11 protein-coding genes and 2 pseudogenes are annotated in these 17,765 nt (G+C 66.8%); 7 read left to right on the forward strand and 6 right to left on the reverse strand.

All coding sequences use genetic code 11. The features are described from left to right. The first annotated feature begins 138 nt into the window (after positions 1 to 138). The 5 genes from ABNX41_RS17405 (at position 139) to ABNX41_RS17425 (ending at position 3,188) form a co-directional block, all read left to right on the forward strand. On the forward strand, positions 139 to 510 hold the full coding sequence (locus ABNX41_RS17405) for a DsrE family protein (protein ID WP_438670973.1): 372 nt from the start codon (positions 139 to 141) through the stop codon (positions 508 to 510). A gap of 30 nt (positions 511 to 540) precedes the next feature. Beyond that, positions 541 to 990 (forward strand): OsmC family protein, encoded by a 450-nt coding sequence (locus ABNX41_RS17410; RefSeq protein ID WP_438670974.1) that lies wholly within the window; start codon positions 541 to 543, stop codon positions 988 to 990. A gap of 65 nt (positions 991 to 1,055) precedes the next feature. Further along, positions 1,056 to 2,393: an NAD(P)/FAD-dependent oxidoreductase gene (locus tag ABNX41_RS17415; protein ID WP_438670975.1), complete on the forward strand. Its 1,338-nt coding sequence runs from the start codon at positions 1,056 to 1,058 to the stop codon at positions 2,391 to 2,393. A gap of 13 nt (positions 2,394 to 2,406) precedes the next feature. Next, complete coding sequence (locus tag ABNX41_RS17420) at positions 2,407 to 2,763, forward strand: DUF5368 domain-containing protein (RefSeq protein WP_438670976.1); 357 nt, start codon at positions 2,407 to 2,409, stop codon at positions 2,761 to 2,763. A gap of 155 nt (positions 2,764 to 2,918) precedes the next feature. Continuing rightward, on the forward strand, positions 2,919 to 3,188 hold the full coding sequence (locus ABNX41_RS17425; protein ID WP_438670996.1) for a TrmO family methyltransferase domain-containing protein: 270 nt from the start codon (positions 2,919 to 2,921) through the stop codon (positions 3,186 to 3,188). A gap of 208 nt (positions 3,189 to 3,396) precedes the next feature. Here ABNX41_RS17425 and ABNX41_RS17430 read toward each other — a convergent pair. The 3 genes and pseudogenes from ABNX41_RS17430 to ABNX41_RS17440 all read right to left on the reverse strand — a co-directional run. Continuing rightward, a pseudogene (locus ABNX41_RS17430) lies at positions 3,397 to 4,352 on the reverse strand (Mu transposase domain-containing protein); the annotation flags it as partial. A gap of 321 nt (positions 4,353 to 4,673) precedes the next feature. Then, positions 4,674 to 5,363 carry a peptidoglycan-binding domain-containing protein gene (locus ABNX41_RS17435; protein WP_438670977.1) on the reverse strand — a complete coding sequence of 230 codons (690 nt, stop codon included), beginning with the start codon at positions 5,361 to 5,363 and terminating at the stop codon, positions 4,674 to 4,676. Then, positions 5,360 to 10,282 carry a CHAT domain-containing protein gene (locus tag ABNX41_RS17440; RefSeq protein WP_438670978.1) on the reverse strand — a complete coding sequence of 1,641 codons (4,923 nt, stop codon included), beginning with the start codon at positions 10,280 to 10,282 and terminating at the stop codon, positions 5,360 to 5,362. The genes ABNX41_RS17435 and ABNX41_RS17440 overlap by 4 nt, the downstream gene beginning before the upstream one ends. Before the next feature lie 614 nt (positions 10,283 to 10,896). Between ABNX41_RS17440 and ABNX41_RS17445 the strand changes: the two are divergent. Continuing rightward, positions 10,897 to 12,051 (forward strand): annotated as a pseudogene (locus tag ABNX41_RS17445) (thiamine pyrophosphate-dependent dehydrogenase E1 component subunit alpha). Position 12,052: 1 nt separating this feature from the next. Next, positions 12,053 to 13,012: a biotin/lipoyl-containing protein gene (locus tag ABNX41_RS17450; protein ID WP_438670979.1), complete on the forward strand. Its 960-nt coding sequence runs from the start codon at positions 12,053 to 12,055 to the stop codon at positions 13,010 to 13,012. A gap of 211 nt (positions 13,013 to 13,223) precedes the next feature. Here the strand turns inward: ABNX41_RS17450 and ABNX41_RS17455 are convergent, their stop codons facing one another. The 3 genes from ABNX41_RS17455 to ABNX41_RS17465 all read right to left on the reverse strand — a co-directional run bounded on the left by ABNX41_RS17455 (position 13,224) and on the right by ABNX41_RS17465 (position 17,763). After that, positions 13,224 to 15,230: a CocE/NonD family hydrolase gene (locus ABNX41_RS17455; protein ID WP_438670980.1), complete on the reverse strand. Its 2,007-nt coding sequence runs from the start codon at positions 15,228 to 15,230 to the stop codon at positions 13,224 to 13,226. 74 nt (positions 15,231 to 15,304) lie between these two features. After that, positions 15,305 to 16,933, reverse strand: a complete 1,629-nt coding sequence (locus tag ABNX41_RS17460; protein ID WP_438670981.1) for an ABC transporter ATP-binding protein — start codon at positions 16,931 to 16,933, stop codon at positions 15,305 to 15,307. After that, positions 16,930 to 17,763 (reverse strand): ABC transporter permease, encoded by an 834-nt coding sequence (locus tag ABNX41_RS17465; RefSeq protein ID WP_438670982.1) that lies wholly within the window; start codon positions 17,761 to 17,763, stop codon positions 16,930 to 16,932. The genes ABNX41_RS17460 and ABNX41_RS17465 overlap by 4 nt, the downstream gene beginning before the upstream one ends. Positions 17,764 to 17,765 lie beyond the last annotated feature (2 nt).

Consider the following 17,765-nt stretch of genomic DNA (forward strand, 5'->3'; position numbering starts at 1 on the left):
CTTTGGCGATATATCATGGCAGATTGGCGGTCTTGTCCGCAGCGGGCTCCTGTTCCAGATCGGGAAAGAATAGCACCCGATCGGCGCGATTTTGCCCGGCCCCGGCCCCAGCTCTGTCCCAGATCGCAGGAGAGACCCATGCAATCCGCTGATTTCGTCGCAACCTTGTTCGATGGTCGCGCCAACCCGGCCAAGGTCACCGTGGCCTTCACCATGGCACTGAACGCGCTGCAAAAGGGGCACAGCGCCATGGTGCTGCTGATGGTCGAAGCAGTCGAACTCGGCCAGCCCGATGCGACTGCGGGGATCGACGTGGGCAAGCCCTTCGAGCCGGTCCCGGATCTGCTGGCGAAATTCATCGCGGGCGGTGGCCGGATCGGCATCTGCAAATCTTGCATGATCCATAACGGGTTCAGCGCCGAACAGATGGTGCCGGGCTACGAGATCATCACCGCGCCCGAGGTGATCGACCTGATGATGGCGGCCAGGGGCTCGCTGCAGATCACCTGAACGCATTTTCCGCAACAAGGAACAGATCTCATGAGCAATGCTCCGCAAAGCAATGTCGTGAAGGCCCGTGAAAGCGGCTTTGGCCCCTTCGGGCAGTATATCAATGTGGGCCACCACATTCTTGGCGCGGATGAGCCGGGCACCTATGGCGGGCAGGACACCGGCCCCGATCCGTTTGAACTGGTGGTGGCCGGCCTTGCCGCCTGCACCACGATGACGATCCGCATGGTTGAGGGCCGCAAGAAAATCACGCTTGACGATGTTTCGGTCGAGGTGCGCCATCTGCGCGCGCCGCCAATGAGCATGGGGGCGGATCCGGATCCGGCCGGTGAAAAGCCCCATGCTTTCGAGCGGGTCGTTACCCTGATCGGCGATCTGACGCCCGATGACCGCGCGCTTCTGATCGCGATGGCTGACAAATGCCCGGTTCACAAATTGCCGGAAGGCGAGGCCGAGATCATCACGCGTGAAGCTGCGTGAGGGAACGGGCGGGGCGGGGAATGTCCTCCGCCCCGCCGTGTTTTGCAGGGAGGAGAGTTTTCACAATGACGGAATTTCGAAGCACGCGGCGTGGCCTGTTGGGGCTGGGCGTGGTTGGGGCGCTGGCGCTTGGCCTCGGTGGTCAGGCGCGGGCGGCGAAGCTGGCGACCAGGGCGCGGATCGTGATCATCGGCGCGGGGGCGGGCGGCGCGACGCTTGCCAATCGTCTGGTCGAGCGGCTGGACGGTGCTGCGATCACGCTGATCGATCCGCGCCGCGAACACCTCTATCAGCCGGGGCTGTCTCTGGTCGCGGCGGGGCTGAAACCGGCGGATTATGTTGTCAGCCAGACCACCGACTGGCTGCCGCAAGGCGTGACGCTGATTGCAGAGAGGGCCGCTGCAATCGATCCGCTGGCAAAGACCGTCTCGACGGAAAGCGGCCAGCGGCTGGACTATGATTTCCTGGTGGTCGCGCCCGGCCTTGTACTTGACCATGACGCCATCGACGGCTTTTCGCTGGATATGGTCGGGCAGAACGGCATCGGCGCGCTTTATGCCGGGCCGGAACACGCCGCGAAGACATGGCAGGCCGCGCAGAGGTTCACCGAGGAAGGCGGCGTGGGTCTCTTCACCCGTCCGGCGACCGAGATGAAATGCGCCGGCGCGCCGCTGAAACATACGTTCCTGATCGACGACATCGCCAGTCGTGGCGATGCGAAGGGCAAATACGAAACCCATTACGCCTGCCCACAGCAGGTGCTGTTCTCGGTGCCGATCGTCTCGGAAAAGGTGCGTATGCTGTTCGGTGAGCGCAAGATCACCCCGCATTACGGCCAGACCCTGACCGCCATTGATGCCGGGGCAAAGCGGGCGACCTTTGCCACCGTGACCACCGATCCGGGGACGGGCGCCGTGGTGAACTCCACTACTGAGATGCCCTATGACTATCTGCACGTCATCCCGCCGCAGCGCGCGCCTGAGGTGATCCGCCAATCCGGCCTGTCCTGGGCGGATAAATGGACTGATCAGGGCTGGGTCGAATGCGACATGAATACCCTGCGCCATCTGCGCTATCCCGAGATCTTTGCGCTAGGCGATGTGGCGGGGGTGCCAAAGGGCAAGACCGCCGCATCGGTGAAATGGCAGGTGCCGGTGGTCGAGGATCATTTGATCGCCGCCATTCAGGGCAAGGAAGGCACGGCGGTCTATGACGGCTATACCTCTTGTCCGATGATCACGCGGGTCGGGAAGGCAATGCTGGTCGAGTTCGACTATCACAACAACCTCGTGCCATCCTTCCCCGGTCTGATCGCGCCATTGGAGGAGCTGTGGATCAGTTGGCTGATGAAGGAGGTGGCGCTGAAGGCCACATATAACGCCATGCTGCGCGGCAAGGCCTGAGGGGGAGGGGATCATGCAGGAACTGACATTTTCAACGATGATCGCGGTGTTCGAGGAAATCTTCGGGCGCGGCCTTTTCTGGGGGATGGTGGCCGCTGCCGTTCTGGTGACGGCGGCCTATATCTATGTGCTGATCCGGGATCGGGCGGTGTCCTGGCGCAAATTCCTCTGGGCGCAGGTTGCCATGCCGTTCGGCGCCATAGTAGCGGTGCTGTTCGTGCAGAATGTGACCAGTTCGGGCTTTCGCGACATTGGTGGCCCGATTGATGTGATCGTGCTCTTGCTGGTGGCAGTGGCGGGCGCGGTCGGGGCCGCGATCCTTGTCTATACCGCACAGTCTCTGTTGCGCGGCCGGGCTGCAAAGCCATGAGTGCACCCATCCTTTTGCGGCCCATTGGCCAGATCCGCACCCCGTGGAGAATGCTGGCGGATTGCCTGAGTGGCCCGGGACGGGGTGGGTAGGAAGCGCGTCTGGAAATACTGCCGTAACATGCCGAAGGGCTTCATGCTCTGGCGGCGCCCGAACTGGATCTCCTCTACTGGTTCGACCGCGCGCCGCGCGAAGTGTTCCGCTCGGTCAGCCCGCATGACGGTGTCGAGCGCGGTGTTTTCGCCATGCGCTCTCCGCATCGGCCCAATCCGGTGGCACTGTCGCGGGTGCCTCTGATCGGAGTCGAGGGGCATATCCTTGTCGTCGGTCCCCTCGATTGCCTTGATGGCACGGCGCTACTGGATATCAAACCCGTTTCCTGTGGCGGCAGGTCGGCAAAGGCGCAGCCTGTCAATCGGCGTTGAATGGCGCCGCCCCTGATCGGGGCCCCAAAGTTCGGCCTCTGGCGCCCGGGTGAGCAAGCCGGTAGCGGCGTAGCTTTGCAACCGGCGCGGCCGACGCGGGCCTGCGTTTTGCAGGGCATTCAGGCTCGTGTTTTGATACGCCAACTGTCGTTTCCGGTTTCGACGTCGAGCCATCGCAGCGCTATCGGTTCGAGCCCGATGGCTGAGGATCGGCAGAGTGGACGCCCTGCGGGAAGGCCTTCGGCACAGGCTTTCTGCACTGCGGGCAGCCCTTCCGCCAGCACGGCGCCAAGGATCTTCACCATCTGGCGGTCGCCATCCGCCGACCCCCGCAGCTTGCGGCGGCTCTGCTTGAGGGCGCCGAGCAGACCCCAGTCCTTGAACGGCGCGCAGTTACGCAGAGCCCCGGGTTTGCGAAGCAGAACAGGCAAATAGTGCCAGGGATTGTAGATTGTCCGGTCCCGGCCGAAGTGACGCGGGTGGTCTCCGACCAGTCGGCCCTCCTGCCGGATCTCGATCCGCTCGACATAGGCCGTGATCTCGGCCTGCCGCCCGACAGCCGTTGCGCGACCGAGTATTTGTTGTTGTCGAAGCGCAGGAGACAGATCTTCGACATACGAGACCTTGTTCGCCATTGGTTCGAGAACAATGGTCGAGTGCGCAGGCAACGAATGGAATCCGTCGAAGCGCCCCGCATAGGGGACAAGGTGCGGTCGCCGTCGGGCCTGACCTCGAACCAGCGGCGGTGCATGCCCTCCACCTGGAAGGCCTGCCAGGCGGTTTTGTCCGTCAGCTCGGGATGCTTGCTGCTCCTCGCCGACGCGATGCACTTGTCCAGCAGCCAGGCATTCGGTTCCTCGTAGCTCTTGACCCCGACGCGGGGGCAGAAGAACCGCTGGCGGACCGTGCCAACCTGGCTTTCCACCTAGCTTTCCACCTGGCCCTTCTCCCAGCCCGCGGCTGGGGTGCAGACGACAGGTTCGACCAGATAATGGTCGGCCATCTGCAGGAAACGACGATTGTAGAGACGTTCCTTGCCGGTGAAGATGGTCTCCACCGCCGTCTTCGTCCGGCCTGGCCTCGGACCCGTGGCGGCCAAGCCTCACCGTCGTAGATCCCGCGGGTGCAGGTGCCCTTGAAGAAGACGAAATCCCTTGACTGAGACGTCCCCGTTACCGAAGTTCTGAGTCTGACTGTCGGTCTGTGAGCTGAAGGTTCGGGAGTGACGGTTCTGGATTGAGAGGGGTTTCCGAACTCGCATCGAAACAAGGTCGCACGGCACGACATTGCCGGACCAGCGCCTGACTACAATCGTCAGGACGCCGGGTTCCAGATCCGTGCCGTCGCACCGAACAGCCTCACTGCGGGCGGCATAACCCGCCACCCAAGCCGTGGGATAAACCCGCACGGGAAAGAAAAAGCACCCATATCCAGCCCTTGGCGCAAAGGGGACGGGTAGTCGCCCCCCATGGGAGGGATCGTCGCTCAGCAGCCACCACTGCCATAGCTGACCCGCACCCCGAGCAGCCGCAGCAATGCGGGATCGACCCGCCCGTCGGCCTCGATCCCCATTTCGATCTGGAAACGCCGGACCGCCTCGGCGGTGGCGGCGGTATAGAGCCAGTCGGGGGCCTCGGCGAACTGGCCCGAAAGCGCCAGCGCGCGTTCCACCCGCTCGACGGTGGCGGAATAATCGCCGGGTTCCAGCGTCAGCTCCGGGCGGCGGCGAGCGAGGGCGGCGCAGGTCCCGGGCGCAGCGGGGCGCAGATCAAAGCGCCCGCTAACCGAAAGACCGTCGGCATCCCATTGTTCGATCCCGAAAGCGATGGAGTCGAAGCGCAGAGATTCCAGCCGAAAGCCGCGGAAATCCATCTCGATCCCGGTTTCGTTCCGCGTCAGGTAGAGGTTGCCGCCGTCGCAATTGATCGAGCAATGCGCCCGGCCATCAGGGCCGAGCGCGCAATGGCCGTTGAAGACCGCGGTTGGCGCACCGGGGAAGGTCAGGTCGAAATCGCCGCTTTCGGACCATGTTAATTCGGCAAGGCCACCGGGATGGGGCGGGGCGCCCGGGGACAGCTCCAGGGCGAAACATGCGGCCTGGGCATGGGATACGGCGGGCGCCAGCGCGGCTGCCAGGGTTGCGAGCGCCGCCGTGATCTGAGTCATGCGTTTCATCCCGCGCCCTCCATCAGCACGATCGCGGCCCAGTGATAGGGATGGCTGTAGCCGGGCATCGACGGCGCGCCGCTCGCCGCTTCTCCGCCCTCGGACGGGTCGAGCGCCACCGCCGCGCGTTCCGACGAATCAGGGGGCGGCACCGTGGCGGCCGAAAGGAAATCTCGCTGCGTCAGGGCTAGCGCGCGGGCCAGATCGCCGCCGTCGGTCGCGCCCTTGGCGGCAAAGGCGTTGCGGTAGAAACCGGCCATCACCTCGGCCACCGAACGATCGTTCACCGGCCAGAGCGTCGCCACCACCGCCCGCGCCCCGGCACCCTGCGCAACGGCGGCGAAGCTTTCCAGCTCCGCCCCATCCTCGCCGCCGTTGCCCCCCGGGCCGGTAAGGCCATAGCCGGTCTCGCAGGCCGAAAGCGTCAGCAGGCCCAACTCGCTGAAATCCAGGTCCGAGCCGAAGCCCGCCCGCAGTTCCGCCACCGAGAGCATGGAACCATCTCCCATCAAAAGGAAGGACTCCGCTTCCGTCCGCCCCAGTTTGAAATGTGAGGCAAGATGCAGAATGCCCAGATCCTCGGAAAAGCCGTCGCCGAAGAACAGCGCCGAGGCGAGGCTGTCGCGGGTGAATGCCTCATCCAGCCAGACCCTGGCCTCAAGCCCTGGGCCCTCGGGGCCCGAGATGCGGGCCAGTTCCTCGGCCACGCCCGGCAGCGCGGGCAGGCCGCCAAGCGCACGGGTGACGCCGAAACCGGCGAATTCAGCCAGGTCGGCGTCACGTTCGGCCATCGGGGCGCCGGTGACATGGGACAGGGTGAAATCCTCGATCAGCCAGCGTTCGCCATCATGCAGCGCCGCCGCCGGAACATAGCGCAGCGGCCCGTCGAGCGAGAGGACCAGCCGGTCAATCCCGCCCGCCGCCAGTTCGGCGCGCAACTCCGGCGGCAGCAGAAGGTTGTGCAGAATCCGCGCCGGAGGTCGCGGGTCGCGGCGCGGATCGGTCAGCGCAGCACGGAAGTCCTCTACCGCGCGGGCAAGGCTCCCGGGGTCGAGCCGGTCATCGCCCAGCCGGTCGACGACGAAAGCCTGCTGCGAGACGGGCGTGGTCAGAACGATGCCGATACGGCCATCCAGCACCACATACTGGATGGCGGCGGCGCGGCTGCCTTCGCCCAGGGCGCGCAGGTGGCGCTTGATGGTCTTTCCCGTCATCAGATCGTCGCCCCTGCCGGGGCGGCCGATGGCGCTGGCGGCCTCGACCAGGGCGGTGATCGTGGCCTCGCGCGCCTTGGCGGCGGCACCGAGGCTGGCCTCAAGCGCCTCAAGCTCGGTGGTCTCGGCTGCCGAAAGCGGGGCGTCACGGCGCGCAAGCAGCAGTTCGCGGCGGCGGATCGACTGGCCGGTGACCGTCGGGGTGGCCAAGGACAGCGCCTCGGTCACCGCAGCTTCATTGGCATGGGGCGCCAGGATCTCGGCGGCCCGGGGGCCGAAATCGGCGTCGTTGCCGACGAAGCGGTAGGTCTCGAAATCCTTCAGCAGCATCAGCACATGGTCGGCCTCGGCATGGCGGTCGGCGTCGATGTAAAGCCCGGCCAGCCAGCGGTAATGGTCGCTGACCTGGTCGCGGAAGCACAGTTGCAGCGATTCGGGCAGGCCTGTCAGCCCGGCGCGCAGCGCCTGAAGCCGGTTGACCGCCAGTTCCGCCAGCGTCAGCGCAAGGGCATTCTCGCCGATGGCGAACAATCGTTCCGAAGCGCGCGACCAGCCACAGATCCGGGTCAGGTCGCCCGGAAGCGGCCCGTGCAGCAGGCTGTCGATCCCGGCGCGGGCCAGATCGGTGTTCAGCGCGATCAACTCCAGCTCGACCGCCCGAGCACCATTGCCCGCCGCAGCCTCAAGCGGCGCAAGGCGGCGCGCGGCCCAGGCAAGGCCGGCGCTGCCCTGGCCCAGCGGTTCGGCGATAGCGAAGGTTTCGCGCGCGGCGTCGAGATCGGCGGCGGGTGCTTCGGCGACCCCCTCGCCGCTGCTGTCGCCCGCCATGGCCTCGGCCAGATCCAGGATCTCGGCCGATTGCGCATCGCCCCGGGCTGCGAAAACCTCAAGCGTGGCAAGGATCTCGGGCCATCCGGCGGGTGCACGACCCTCGACCGCACGCGAGGCGAGGCGGCGGAACTGGTCTTCGCGCGGTGCGAAAGCGGGATGAAGCGGCAGCCAAGGGAAGGGACGCGCGGCCTCCTGCGCGCCCTGCCAGTCGCCCCAGAAGGCCAGGACCTGGGCCAGTGCCGCGCTGGCCCAGGCCTCGCGGCGCATCGAGACATAGCCGCTTTCGACATAGCCCGCCTCGACCCGATGCGCGGCCAGGTAGCCCGAGCTGCGCTGTTCGGAGGCCTCTTCGGCGGCACGGTCGCGCAGCCAGTCAAGCGCGGCGCGCATCGGGTCGGGGCCATGCGCGCCCGTGGCGGCCCGGGCGGCCGCATCGGCGCAATCGCCGATTTCGGGATGCAGGCTGTCGGCGCAGAGCGCCCAAGGGGGCGGGTCGGCCCTCGACCCGCCGGGCGGGAAGGGCTGCGCCCGGATCACCTCGTCAAGGCCGATGTCTGCGGGTGCGAGGCCCGCAGGCATCGGGCGGGCGGCCAGGTCGGGCTCGGCCGCCAGGATCTGCGCCAGCAGGATGGCGGCCTCATGCCGGGGACGTGGCGGCGCTTCCGCGTCTGTCCATTCGCTCTGAGCCGCCTCCTGCCATGTCGCCAGATCCATGGCGGCGGCGATCCGCAGCCAGTCCACCGCCCGGCCCGGATCAGGCGCAAGGCCCGAGGCACTCGACAGGTGATCCAGCGCGATGCGATAGGCGGTCTCGATCTGGCGCCAGGGCTCTTCCTCGCCAAGCGCCAGCACCCGGCGCTGCAGAGCGACTTCCATCTCCTGCCCAGCGGGCTGGCCGAAAACGCCTAAGCCGAGGACGAGCCGCATCCTGAGCGCGGCCGCATTGGCCGGATCGGGGCGATGCGGCCCGGTGATCCCGAAGGCGCGGGCATAGTGGCGAAGTGCGGCTTCCGGGTTGGGGTCGCGGCCCGCTCCGGTTTCGGTGGCACGGGCCAGCGCGATCTCGCCTTCGGGCTGGCCGCCCCGGGCGGCGGCCTCATACCAAGGCAGGGCGGCAGCCGGGTCGGGCACTGTGCCAAGCCCGCTTTCGATCATCTGCGCGAGGCGCAACGCAGCCATGGAATTGCCGCCCTCGGCCGAGGCCCGCATATGGCGCAGGGCAAGGCCGGTCAGTCCGGGGCTGCGCGGTTGGCCGGAATGCCCCTCGAGCAGTGCCGAGGCCAGCGCGAGGTCAAGCCCGGGATCGCCCAGGGCAAGGATCGCGTCCGAAGCCTCGGGCCGGACGGCGACGAGCCTGGCCAGATTGGCCAGAAGCGGCACCCCCTCGAACAACACCGTCATGTCGGGGCGGATCAACCCGCTGTCCTGCAAGCCGAACCCGCCGGAGGCCTCGGCCTCGGCCCCGGGATCGAACGGCCGCCAGGGGGCCGAGATCAGTTGGCTGATCGCCTCGCCCAGTCGGCGCGCGACGAAGATGGCGTCTGTACTGTCGTCCTGCCCCGCGATCGCGCCATCCACCGCTCGGGCCACCAGCCCCGGGTCGCGCAGCCACAGGCCCGAGGTCAGCGCCGCGCGCTCCAAATCCGCCCGCAGATCTGCGGGCAGGCCGGGGTGCAGGCTCAGGTGCGACAGGACACCTTGGGGCCGGAACCAGGAATCCCCGGTCAGCCGGGTTTCGACCAGCGGCAGAATCACCCGGGCAGCGAATTCGGCCTCGCCCGGATCGGCCTGACCCGGACGCTCGATCAGCCGGGCGGCGTGGTTGAATAGAGAGTCGGCCTCGGGCAAACGGGGCGGATCGGTCTGATCGGGCAAGGCGGCGGCCAGAAAATCGGCCATCCTCAGCGTCAGTTCCGCGAGTTCGGAAATCTCTCCGGCCCATGTCGGCAGCATATGGACGCCGCTGTCCAGCGCCAGTTGCGACGCGAGATCAAGCCCCGAATGGAGGCCGTGATCGCCGCAAAGCCCGTTGAGCCCGCGCATCACCGCACCGATGTCGCGTTCCTCGGCCAGCGCCTCGACAAGGAACGCGCCGATGCCGCGCGGCACAGCCCCCCGGTCCCAGTAGCTGCAATCGTCGGCCAGTTCCAGCAGCAGGGCGGCGTGCAGCGGAGCGCCCGCGCCGGGCCCGCAGGCCAGGCCGGGAAAGCCATGGGCGGCGAATTCAAGGATGGCGGCAGGCGCGGGCGCACTTCCCTCGCCCAGCACGAGGTCCGGCAGCGGCCCTTCCACCGCCCTGTTCCAGGCTTCGCGGTCGAAATCGCTGAAAACGCCGGAATCGTCGAAGGATTTGCAACCGTTCGCGGCAAGGAAATGCTGTGCGACCCGTTTGTCCGGGCCGTAGAGGCGGCTGTATCCCTGCTGGCCGCGCCAGCGCGATTCAAGGCTTTCCTGCCCGATGATCCTTGCAAGGGCGCAAAATTCCGCGCCGAACCGCCCGGCGGCCTCGCGCAACTTGCCCTCGGCGGCGGGCATATCCGACAGCAGCCTGTCGGTGACAGCGGCCGCATTGTCGAGATCCGAGATCCGCTTGCCGGTCTCGACATAGGGCAGCAGCCCGATCTGTGAGCGCCGGTCGAGTTCAACGACCGATATCTCCTCGAACCCAAGGGCAAGGACAAGTATCTGGTCCGGGCTCCAGGGCATGTCCGCAGAACGGTTGCCCAGATCCGGGGCGGGGCAGCCCGCTTCGGAAAGCACTGCCCGCCAACCGGCGGATGTCACGCCCTGGGCCCGGGCGGGCGCCGAAAGCGGCGCCAGAAGGACAGCCGCAGCAAGGCCGGAACACAGAAAGCGCGAGAGTATCGAAGATGGGATGCTCATGGGCGAAGAGGTCCTGTGGCGAGAGAGGGCCTGAAGGCGATTACTCCGGTCTGTGGCCGCTGTCCGGGTCCTGCCCCAGGTTCCGGCCCCATAATCTGAGCCCGTATCGCAGCTTTGATCAAGGTCGGGACCGACTTGCGATAAATCTTCGTCGGATCGCGCCGGTGGGTCAAGCCGCAAAACCCCTGCCCACCGGGAAGGATCTCCTGCCTTGCCTCCACGCTTAGGCGTATAAGGCGGGGCGGAGTGTTGAGTGCAAGCCCGCTCCACTTTCGCCCAACCGAGTCGAGCGATGCTGGGTCCTGGCCCTGACGGGCTCGGCCGCATCCATGCGTTCGGCGCCACTATGATCGAACGCGAAACCTGGGCCCAACCGGGAAAAGGACGCGCCCGCCGACTTTCACGACAAGGCCGTGAAGGCCCCGCATCGGATGGTTCCACTCGAAAACGCGTTGGCGGATCATGATATAAGTTACAATGCGAATACAATTGTGAGCGCACAGATTTATCATGTGCTGTCGGAGGGGGGGGGACTTTCATAGAACGGAAGTGCTTTGCTGCTCACGGTGCAATAGCCGGGCGCGCGCCCGGGACATGACCCCGACTTCTCATGGCTGGATGTGCCCAAGGCGGGATCGGTCCGACGTCCCGCGGCCGACGAGGAGCAGAAATCGCTCCGGGATCTGGCTTTCACGCTGATCCGCGTCCCGGGTGACGAAAGCAGGGCGAGCGGCCCCTGGGCGCCGGATCTGCCGGAGGAGGCGCTGATCAGGAGGCTGCGCCATATGCTGACGCTGCGGGTCTATGATGCGCGGATGCCGATCGCGCAGCGCCAACAGAAGACCTCGTTCTACATGCAGCATGTCGGGACGGAGGCGATCTCCTGCGCCTTTTCGCAGGTGCTTGATCCGGGCGACATGAATTATCCCTACTTCCGTCAGGCGGGGCTGCTGATCGGGCGCGACCATCCGCTTCTGAAGATGGTCAACCAGATCTATTCCAACACCGACGCCCCGATCAAAGGCCGACAGCTTCCGGTCTGCTACGCCTCGCTGGAGCGCGGCTTCTTCTCGCATTCGGCCAATATGGGCACGCAATGCACCCGGGCGGTGGGCTGGGCAATGGCCTCGGCAATCATGAATGACACGAAGATCGCGGCCTTCCGGATCGGGAACGGTGCCACGGCCGAAGGCGAGTTCCCGACCTCGCTGCTGTTCGCCTCGGCCTATCAGGCGCCGGTGATCATGAGCGTGATCAACAACCAATGGGCGATCTCGACCTTCTAGGGCATTGCGCGGGGGCAGTCCGAGACCTTCGCGGCGCGTGGCCATGGCTACGGCATCCCGTCGCTGCGGGTCGATGGCAACGACTACCTCGCCGTCTATGCGGCGGGGAAATGGGCGGCAGAGCGGGTGCGGCTGAACCATGGCCCGGTGCTGATCGAATATGTGACCTATCGCAGCGGTGCCCATTGCGCCACCGACGACTCTTCGGCCCATCACCCGGCCTTGCAGGCGGCGGCCTGGCCGCTCGGCGACCCGATAGAGCGGTTCAAGACCTTCCTCATCAGCAAGGGCATCTGGTCCCAGGAACACCACGCCCAGGCCGAGGCCGAGATCATGGCCGAAGTCATGGCAGTGCAGAAAGAGGCCGCCGCCATCGGCACCCTGCGCTCGGGCGCGCAATCGCCCGTCAGCTCGATGTTCGAGCATGCCTATGCCGAGATGCCGCAGCATCTGATCCGCCAACGCCAGGAGCTGGGATGCTGAAATGGTGCAGATGAGCATGATCGAGGCTATCTGCGACGCGATGGATGTGGCGATGGCGCGCAACGAGCGTGTCGTGGTCTTCGGCCAGGATGGCGGCTATTTCGTCGGCGTCTTCCGCGCAACCGTTGGCCAGCAACAGAAATACGGCACCCCCCGCTGCTTCGACAGCCCGATCAGCAAGCAGGGCATTGTCGGCACCGCTATCTATGTAATCCGCATGCCCGACATCGGCGAGGGCATCGCCGAGGCCGAACTGCTCGAATGGATGGTCAAGCCCGGCGACAAGGTGCGCGAGGATGACCCCCTTGCCGCCGTGATGACCGACAAGGCGACGGTCGAAATCCCGAGTTCCGTCACCGGGCGCGTCCTCTCGCTGGGCGGCGAGATCGGTACGCTGATCGCGGTCGGGTCGGAACTGATCCGGCTGGAGGTGGCGGGCGAGCGCAATCTGGCCGCAGGCCCGGCGCAACCCGAAGCTGCGCCTGTCGTTGAAACTGTTGCACCAGCACCAGTGGCGGTGCCGGTGAAACCCGCGGAGGCGCCGAAACCGGCCATCAGCCGCCCCGCCTCCTCTGGTGCCCCTCGCCCAGAGGGCGAAAAGCCCCTAGCCTCGCCCGCCGTGCGGGCAAGGGCGCGCGAGGCCGGAATCGACCTGCGCCGCGCCCATGGCACCGGACCCGCTGGGCAAATCACGCATGAGGATCTGGACCGATATTTCGCAGGCGGCGGGGCATCGCCCGGCCCCGCCCTAGGCCGCCCGAATACCGAAGTGACCGAGGTTAAGTTCATCGGCCTGCGCCGCAAGATCGCCGAGCGCATGTCGCTCGCCAATCGCAATGTCCCGCATATCTCCAGCGTCGAGGAAATCGACGTCACCGCGCTGGAGGAGCCGCGCGCGAAACTCAACACCGACAAGAGCCGCACGAAACTGACCGCCCCGCCCTTCCTGATGCACTGCTGAGCCTCCACCTGCCCGAGATCAACGCCAGCCTGCCCACCCAACTGCAACAGCGCAGGCTGAACATCCCAGTGATGGGATCGTTCAACCAGCCCGATGATTATACCATCACCCGCATCACCGAGGCGGCGATCGGCGATACGGTCGTCCGGCTTGGGAAATCCGTGTGGTCACGGCCTTCGCGAGACGGTCGCACCCAAGGCGGCGAAGGGGCTCAGATCAGATTGCGCGGGATCGTTTCCGACCATTCCCGCGCGGCGACCCGGGCCTCGCCCTCAAAGGCGACAAGGCTGCCTTTCAGGTGGAAGAACCCGGCGTCCGACGTCATCTCGGTCACCGTCTCGACACGGGTCAGCCAGCTCTCGCGGCCCATCTCGTAGCTTTGCGTCAGCACATAGCGGGCCGAAAGCGGATCGTCGGGCCGGATCGTCAGCTCGCGCCGCAGGTTATGGGCGAGGGTGGTGTCGATCTCGTCGAAACGCACGATCCCCTCGCCGAACAGCCCGCCCTCGCCTTCGGTCACATAGGTCGCGACCCCGGTCAGATGGTCGAACGACGACCAGCGGCCCACCCGCCCCGGATCGACCTGGGTCATCGGCGTCATCGGCCCATGCGCGGGAGGGGGGAAGGACACCTCGGTCTGGTGCAGCGACAGGTCGCGCACCGGCAGAACGAGCTTTGACCCTTCGGGCCGGATCGTCAGCGTCGCGGCATGGGGCGCGGGCCAGACGGCGGGCCAATATGCCGTGCCCACCGAGACGCGCAGCCGGTGGCCCGGCAGGAAACGGTGACCGCAGGCCGAAAGCGTGACCTTGACCGGATAGCTTTGCCCTGGCGCCAACGGCTCGGGATGTTCGTGGCCATCACGATGCGTCAGGTTCAGCACCTGATAGCTGACGCGCAGCACCTCGCCGGTGGGCAGAACGTCGCAAAGCCGCACGGCGACCTGCGCCACCGGCGCATCCGAGGCGAGGTCGAGCAGCAGTTCCGGCGCACCGAGGATCTCGAAGCCCTCGCCCTGAACCTCCAGGTCGAAGTTCAGCGAACCGCCGTCGTCCAGCCGCTGATCGGTGGGCATCTCGCCCGCGCAGCCGGTGCCCATCCATTCGCCCGCCGCCTGGCCATGGTTCTGCGGCGAGCGGATGTTCAGCGCGGGCCCCGGCGCGGGGGTGTCGGCCAGGCGGCCCGTCGCGGTCAGGTGCAGCCTGCGGGGCCGGATCGCGGGGCTGGGCCATTGCGCCTCGCCCACCCAGCGACCGGGCTGGTCGATGCGTGTGCCCAGGGGCCGGACCGGATCGTTGACATAGGCGCGCAGCTTCGGTTCGGCCATGATGCCGGTGTCGATGCCCTTCAGCCAGTGGTCCCACCAGCGCACCGCCTCTTGCAGAAAGCCGATGGCCGGGCCGGGCACACCGTCATGCGGGTAGATGTGGCCCCAGGGCCCGATGATGCCAAGACTGGGCACCTGAAGGTTTTCCAGAAGGCGGGGCACGGTGTTGGTGTAGCTGTCGGTCCAACCGCCGATCGCCATCACCGGGCACTGGATCGCCGACCAGTCCTCTTGCACCGAGCCGTGCTTCCAATATGCGTCATAGCTTTGATGCGCGGTCCAGAGCGCGGGGAAGAAGGGCAGCCGCTCGATCCGCTCAAGCCAGCGGTCCCGCCAGCCTTCGCCCGCGATCACCGGGTCGAGCGGGCGGCTTTGATATGCCAGCATGATCGAGCCCCACCAGAGGTTGTCGTTCAGCAGGCACCCGCCCATGTAGTGGATGTCGTCGCGGAAGCGGTCGTCGGTCGAATAGGCCGAGATCACCGCCTTCAATGCCGCCGGGCGGCGAGCGGCGACTTGCAGGCAGTTGAAGCCCGACCAGCTTTTGCCCATCATGCCGACATTGCCCGAACACCAGTCCTGCGCGGTGATCCAGTCTATCACCTCAAGCGCATCGTCCTGTTCCTGCAACAGATATTCGTCGGCCAGATGGCCCTCGGAATCGCCCGCGCCACGCATGTCGACCCGCACGGCGGCATAGCCGTTCTGCGCGAAATAGCCGTGCATCGGCTCGTCCCGGCCACGGGTCCCGTCGCGCTTGCGATAGGGGATATATTCCAGCACGGCGGGCACCGGATGGGACCGCGCCCCTTCGGGCAGGAAGATGCGGGCGCTCAGGCGGGTGCCGTCGCGCATCGCGATCCAGGTATGTTCGATCACTTCAATGGTCATCCTGCCCTCCGAAGGGTTTGGAAAGGGCCGGGGGGCGATTGTCCCCCGGCGGAAAATCGTGAGAGGCCGGGCGATCAGCCGCCCTGGCGAGCGGCCATCACGGCATCGAGCCAGTCGCGCCGCAGTTGCGGCACGGCGTCGAGCAACCGGCGAGTATAGGCATCGGCGGGGCTGTCGAAAAGCGCGGCGGTTTCACCCGTCTCGACCACGCGGCCCTGTTTCATCACCATCACCCGGTCGGCCAGGCGCCGGACGACCGACAGGTCGTGGGTGATGAACAGATAGGTCATCCCCAGATCCTGTTGCAGGCGCCGCAGAAGCTTCAGGATCTCTTCCGCGACCAGCGGGTCGAGCGCCGAGGTCACCTCGTCGCAGATCAGGAGTTCAGGCTCGGCGGCAAGGGCGCGGGCGATGCAGACCCGCTGCTTCTGCCCGCCCGACAGGGCCGAGGGCAGGCGCGCCCCGAAATCCGCAGGCAGACCGATGAGGTCCAGAAGCCGCGCGGTTTCATCGCGAAGCGCGCGCCCCTTCAGCCCCCGGAACAGCGCGAGCGGCCGCCCGATCGCCTCGGCCACCGTCTGGCGCGGGTTCAGCGCGACATCGGGCAGTTGATAGACCAGTTGCACCCGGCGCAATTCCTCGCGTCCGCGCGCCCTGAAGCCTGCAGGCAGGTCGGCCGCGCCGAAGCGCACCGATCCGGCCGTTGGCGGCAGCAGCCCCGCGATCAGCCGGGCCAGCGTCGACTTGCCGCTGCCGCTTTCACCGACCACCGCGAGCGTCTCGCCCCGTGCCAGCGACAGAGAGACATCGTGCAGCACCTGGCTTTGACCGTAGAAGGCATCGACATTGGCGACCTCAAGCAACCGCTCGCCGGTCGTGTGATGCACGGCTTCGGCCTGGCCCAGGCTTTCGCGCCGCTCGGCCACCAACTGGCGGGTGTATTCAGCGCGCGGCGCCTCCAGCACCTGTTCGGTGGTGCCAAGCTCGACCTCGCGGCCATGGCGCAAGACCATCAGCCGGTCGGCGATCTGCGCGATCACCGCAAGGTCGTGGGTGATGTAGAGCGCCGCCGTGCCATAGCGCCGGATCACCTCGCGCAAGAGCGCCAGAACCTCGATCTGCGTCGTCACGTCCAGCGCGGTGGTCGGCTCGTCCAGCACGAGGATATCGGGCTTTCCGGCCATGGCCATGGCGATCATCGCGCGTTGCAACTGCCCGCCGGAAACCTGATGCGGATAGCGCGCGCCGAAGGTCTCGGGCGAGGGCAGTTGCAGGGCGGTGAAGAGCTCCACCATCCAGGCGCGGGCCTCGGCCTCGGGCATCAGGCGGTGCTGAAGCGGCACCTCCAGGATCTGGCTGTCCAGCCGCATCGCCGGATTGAACGCCGCCGCCGCGCTTTGCGCGACATAGGCGATGCGGGTGCCGCGCAGTTCCTCGCGCCGGGCCCGGCCGGCACTGCGCAGCTCGGTCCCGACAAGGCGGATCTCGCCGCCGGTGATGCGGCAACCGCCGCGCCCGTAGCCCATGGCGGCAAGGCCGATGGTCGACTTTCCGGCGCCGGATTCGCCGATCAGCCCCAGCACCTCGCCCGGGGCCAGGTCGAGCGAGACGCCGTGAAGCAGCACGGCCCCGCCCGGCGCCTCGACCCGCAGGTCGCGGATTTCCAGCACTTGCACGGGGGATGTGGTCGCGGTTGCCATCATCTGTTCTCTCCCTGCCAGGCGGTGCGACCCGCCAGCGCCTGATCCACCACGAGGTTCACGCCGATGGTGACAAGCGCGATGGCCCCGGCGGGAAACAGCGGGGCATAAAGCCCGTAGAGGATGCCCTGCTGGTTGTCGCGCACCATGCCCCCCCAGTCGGCGAAGGGCGGCTGCACGCCAAGGCCCAGGTAGGACAGCCCCGCGACGAAGAGAAAGGTGAAGCAGAACCGCATACCGAATTCCGCCATCAGCGGCGGCAGGGCATTGGGCAGGATCTCACGCCGGATCATCCACCATGTGCTTTCGCCGCGCAGGCGGGCGACCTCGGCATATTCCATGACGGTGATGCCCTGGGCCACGATCCGCGCCAGGCGGAAGACGCGGGTGCTGTCCAGAAGCGCGATGGTCCCGATCAGCACCGGCAGGCTCGACCCGAGCGCCTGCAACACCACCAGCGCCGAGATCAGGACCGGAACGCTCATCACCACATCGACGAGCCTGGCGCCAACCGCATCCGGCCAGCCGCCACGCAGCGCGGCCAGAAAGCCAAGCGGCACGCCGATCGCGAAAGAGATCACCACCGCCGCCAGCGACACGCCGATCGACATCCGCGCGCCCCAGAACAGCCGCGAAAGCATGTCGCGCCCGTTCTGGTCCAACCCGAAGGGATGGGCCGCCGAAGGCGTGTCGAAGGGCATGCCGACGACCTCTTCCTGGCCATAGGGGGCGATCAGCGGCCCGAACAGAAACAGGAACAGCGTGGCGGCGATGACCAGCGGGCCGAATGCCGCCGAAAGCGGCAGACGCCGCCCGAAGAATGTGAACGCCATGG

It is taken from the genome of Pseudogemmobacter sonorensis (genome assembly GCF_042762395.1).
Taxonomy (GTDB): domain Bacteria; phylum Pseudomonadota; class Alphaproteobacteria; order Rhodobacterales; family Rhodobacteraceae; genus Pseudogemmobacter; species Pseudogemmobacter sonorensis.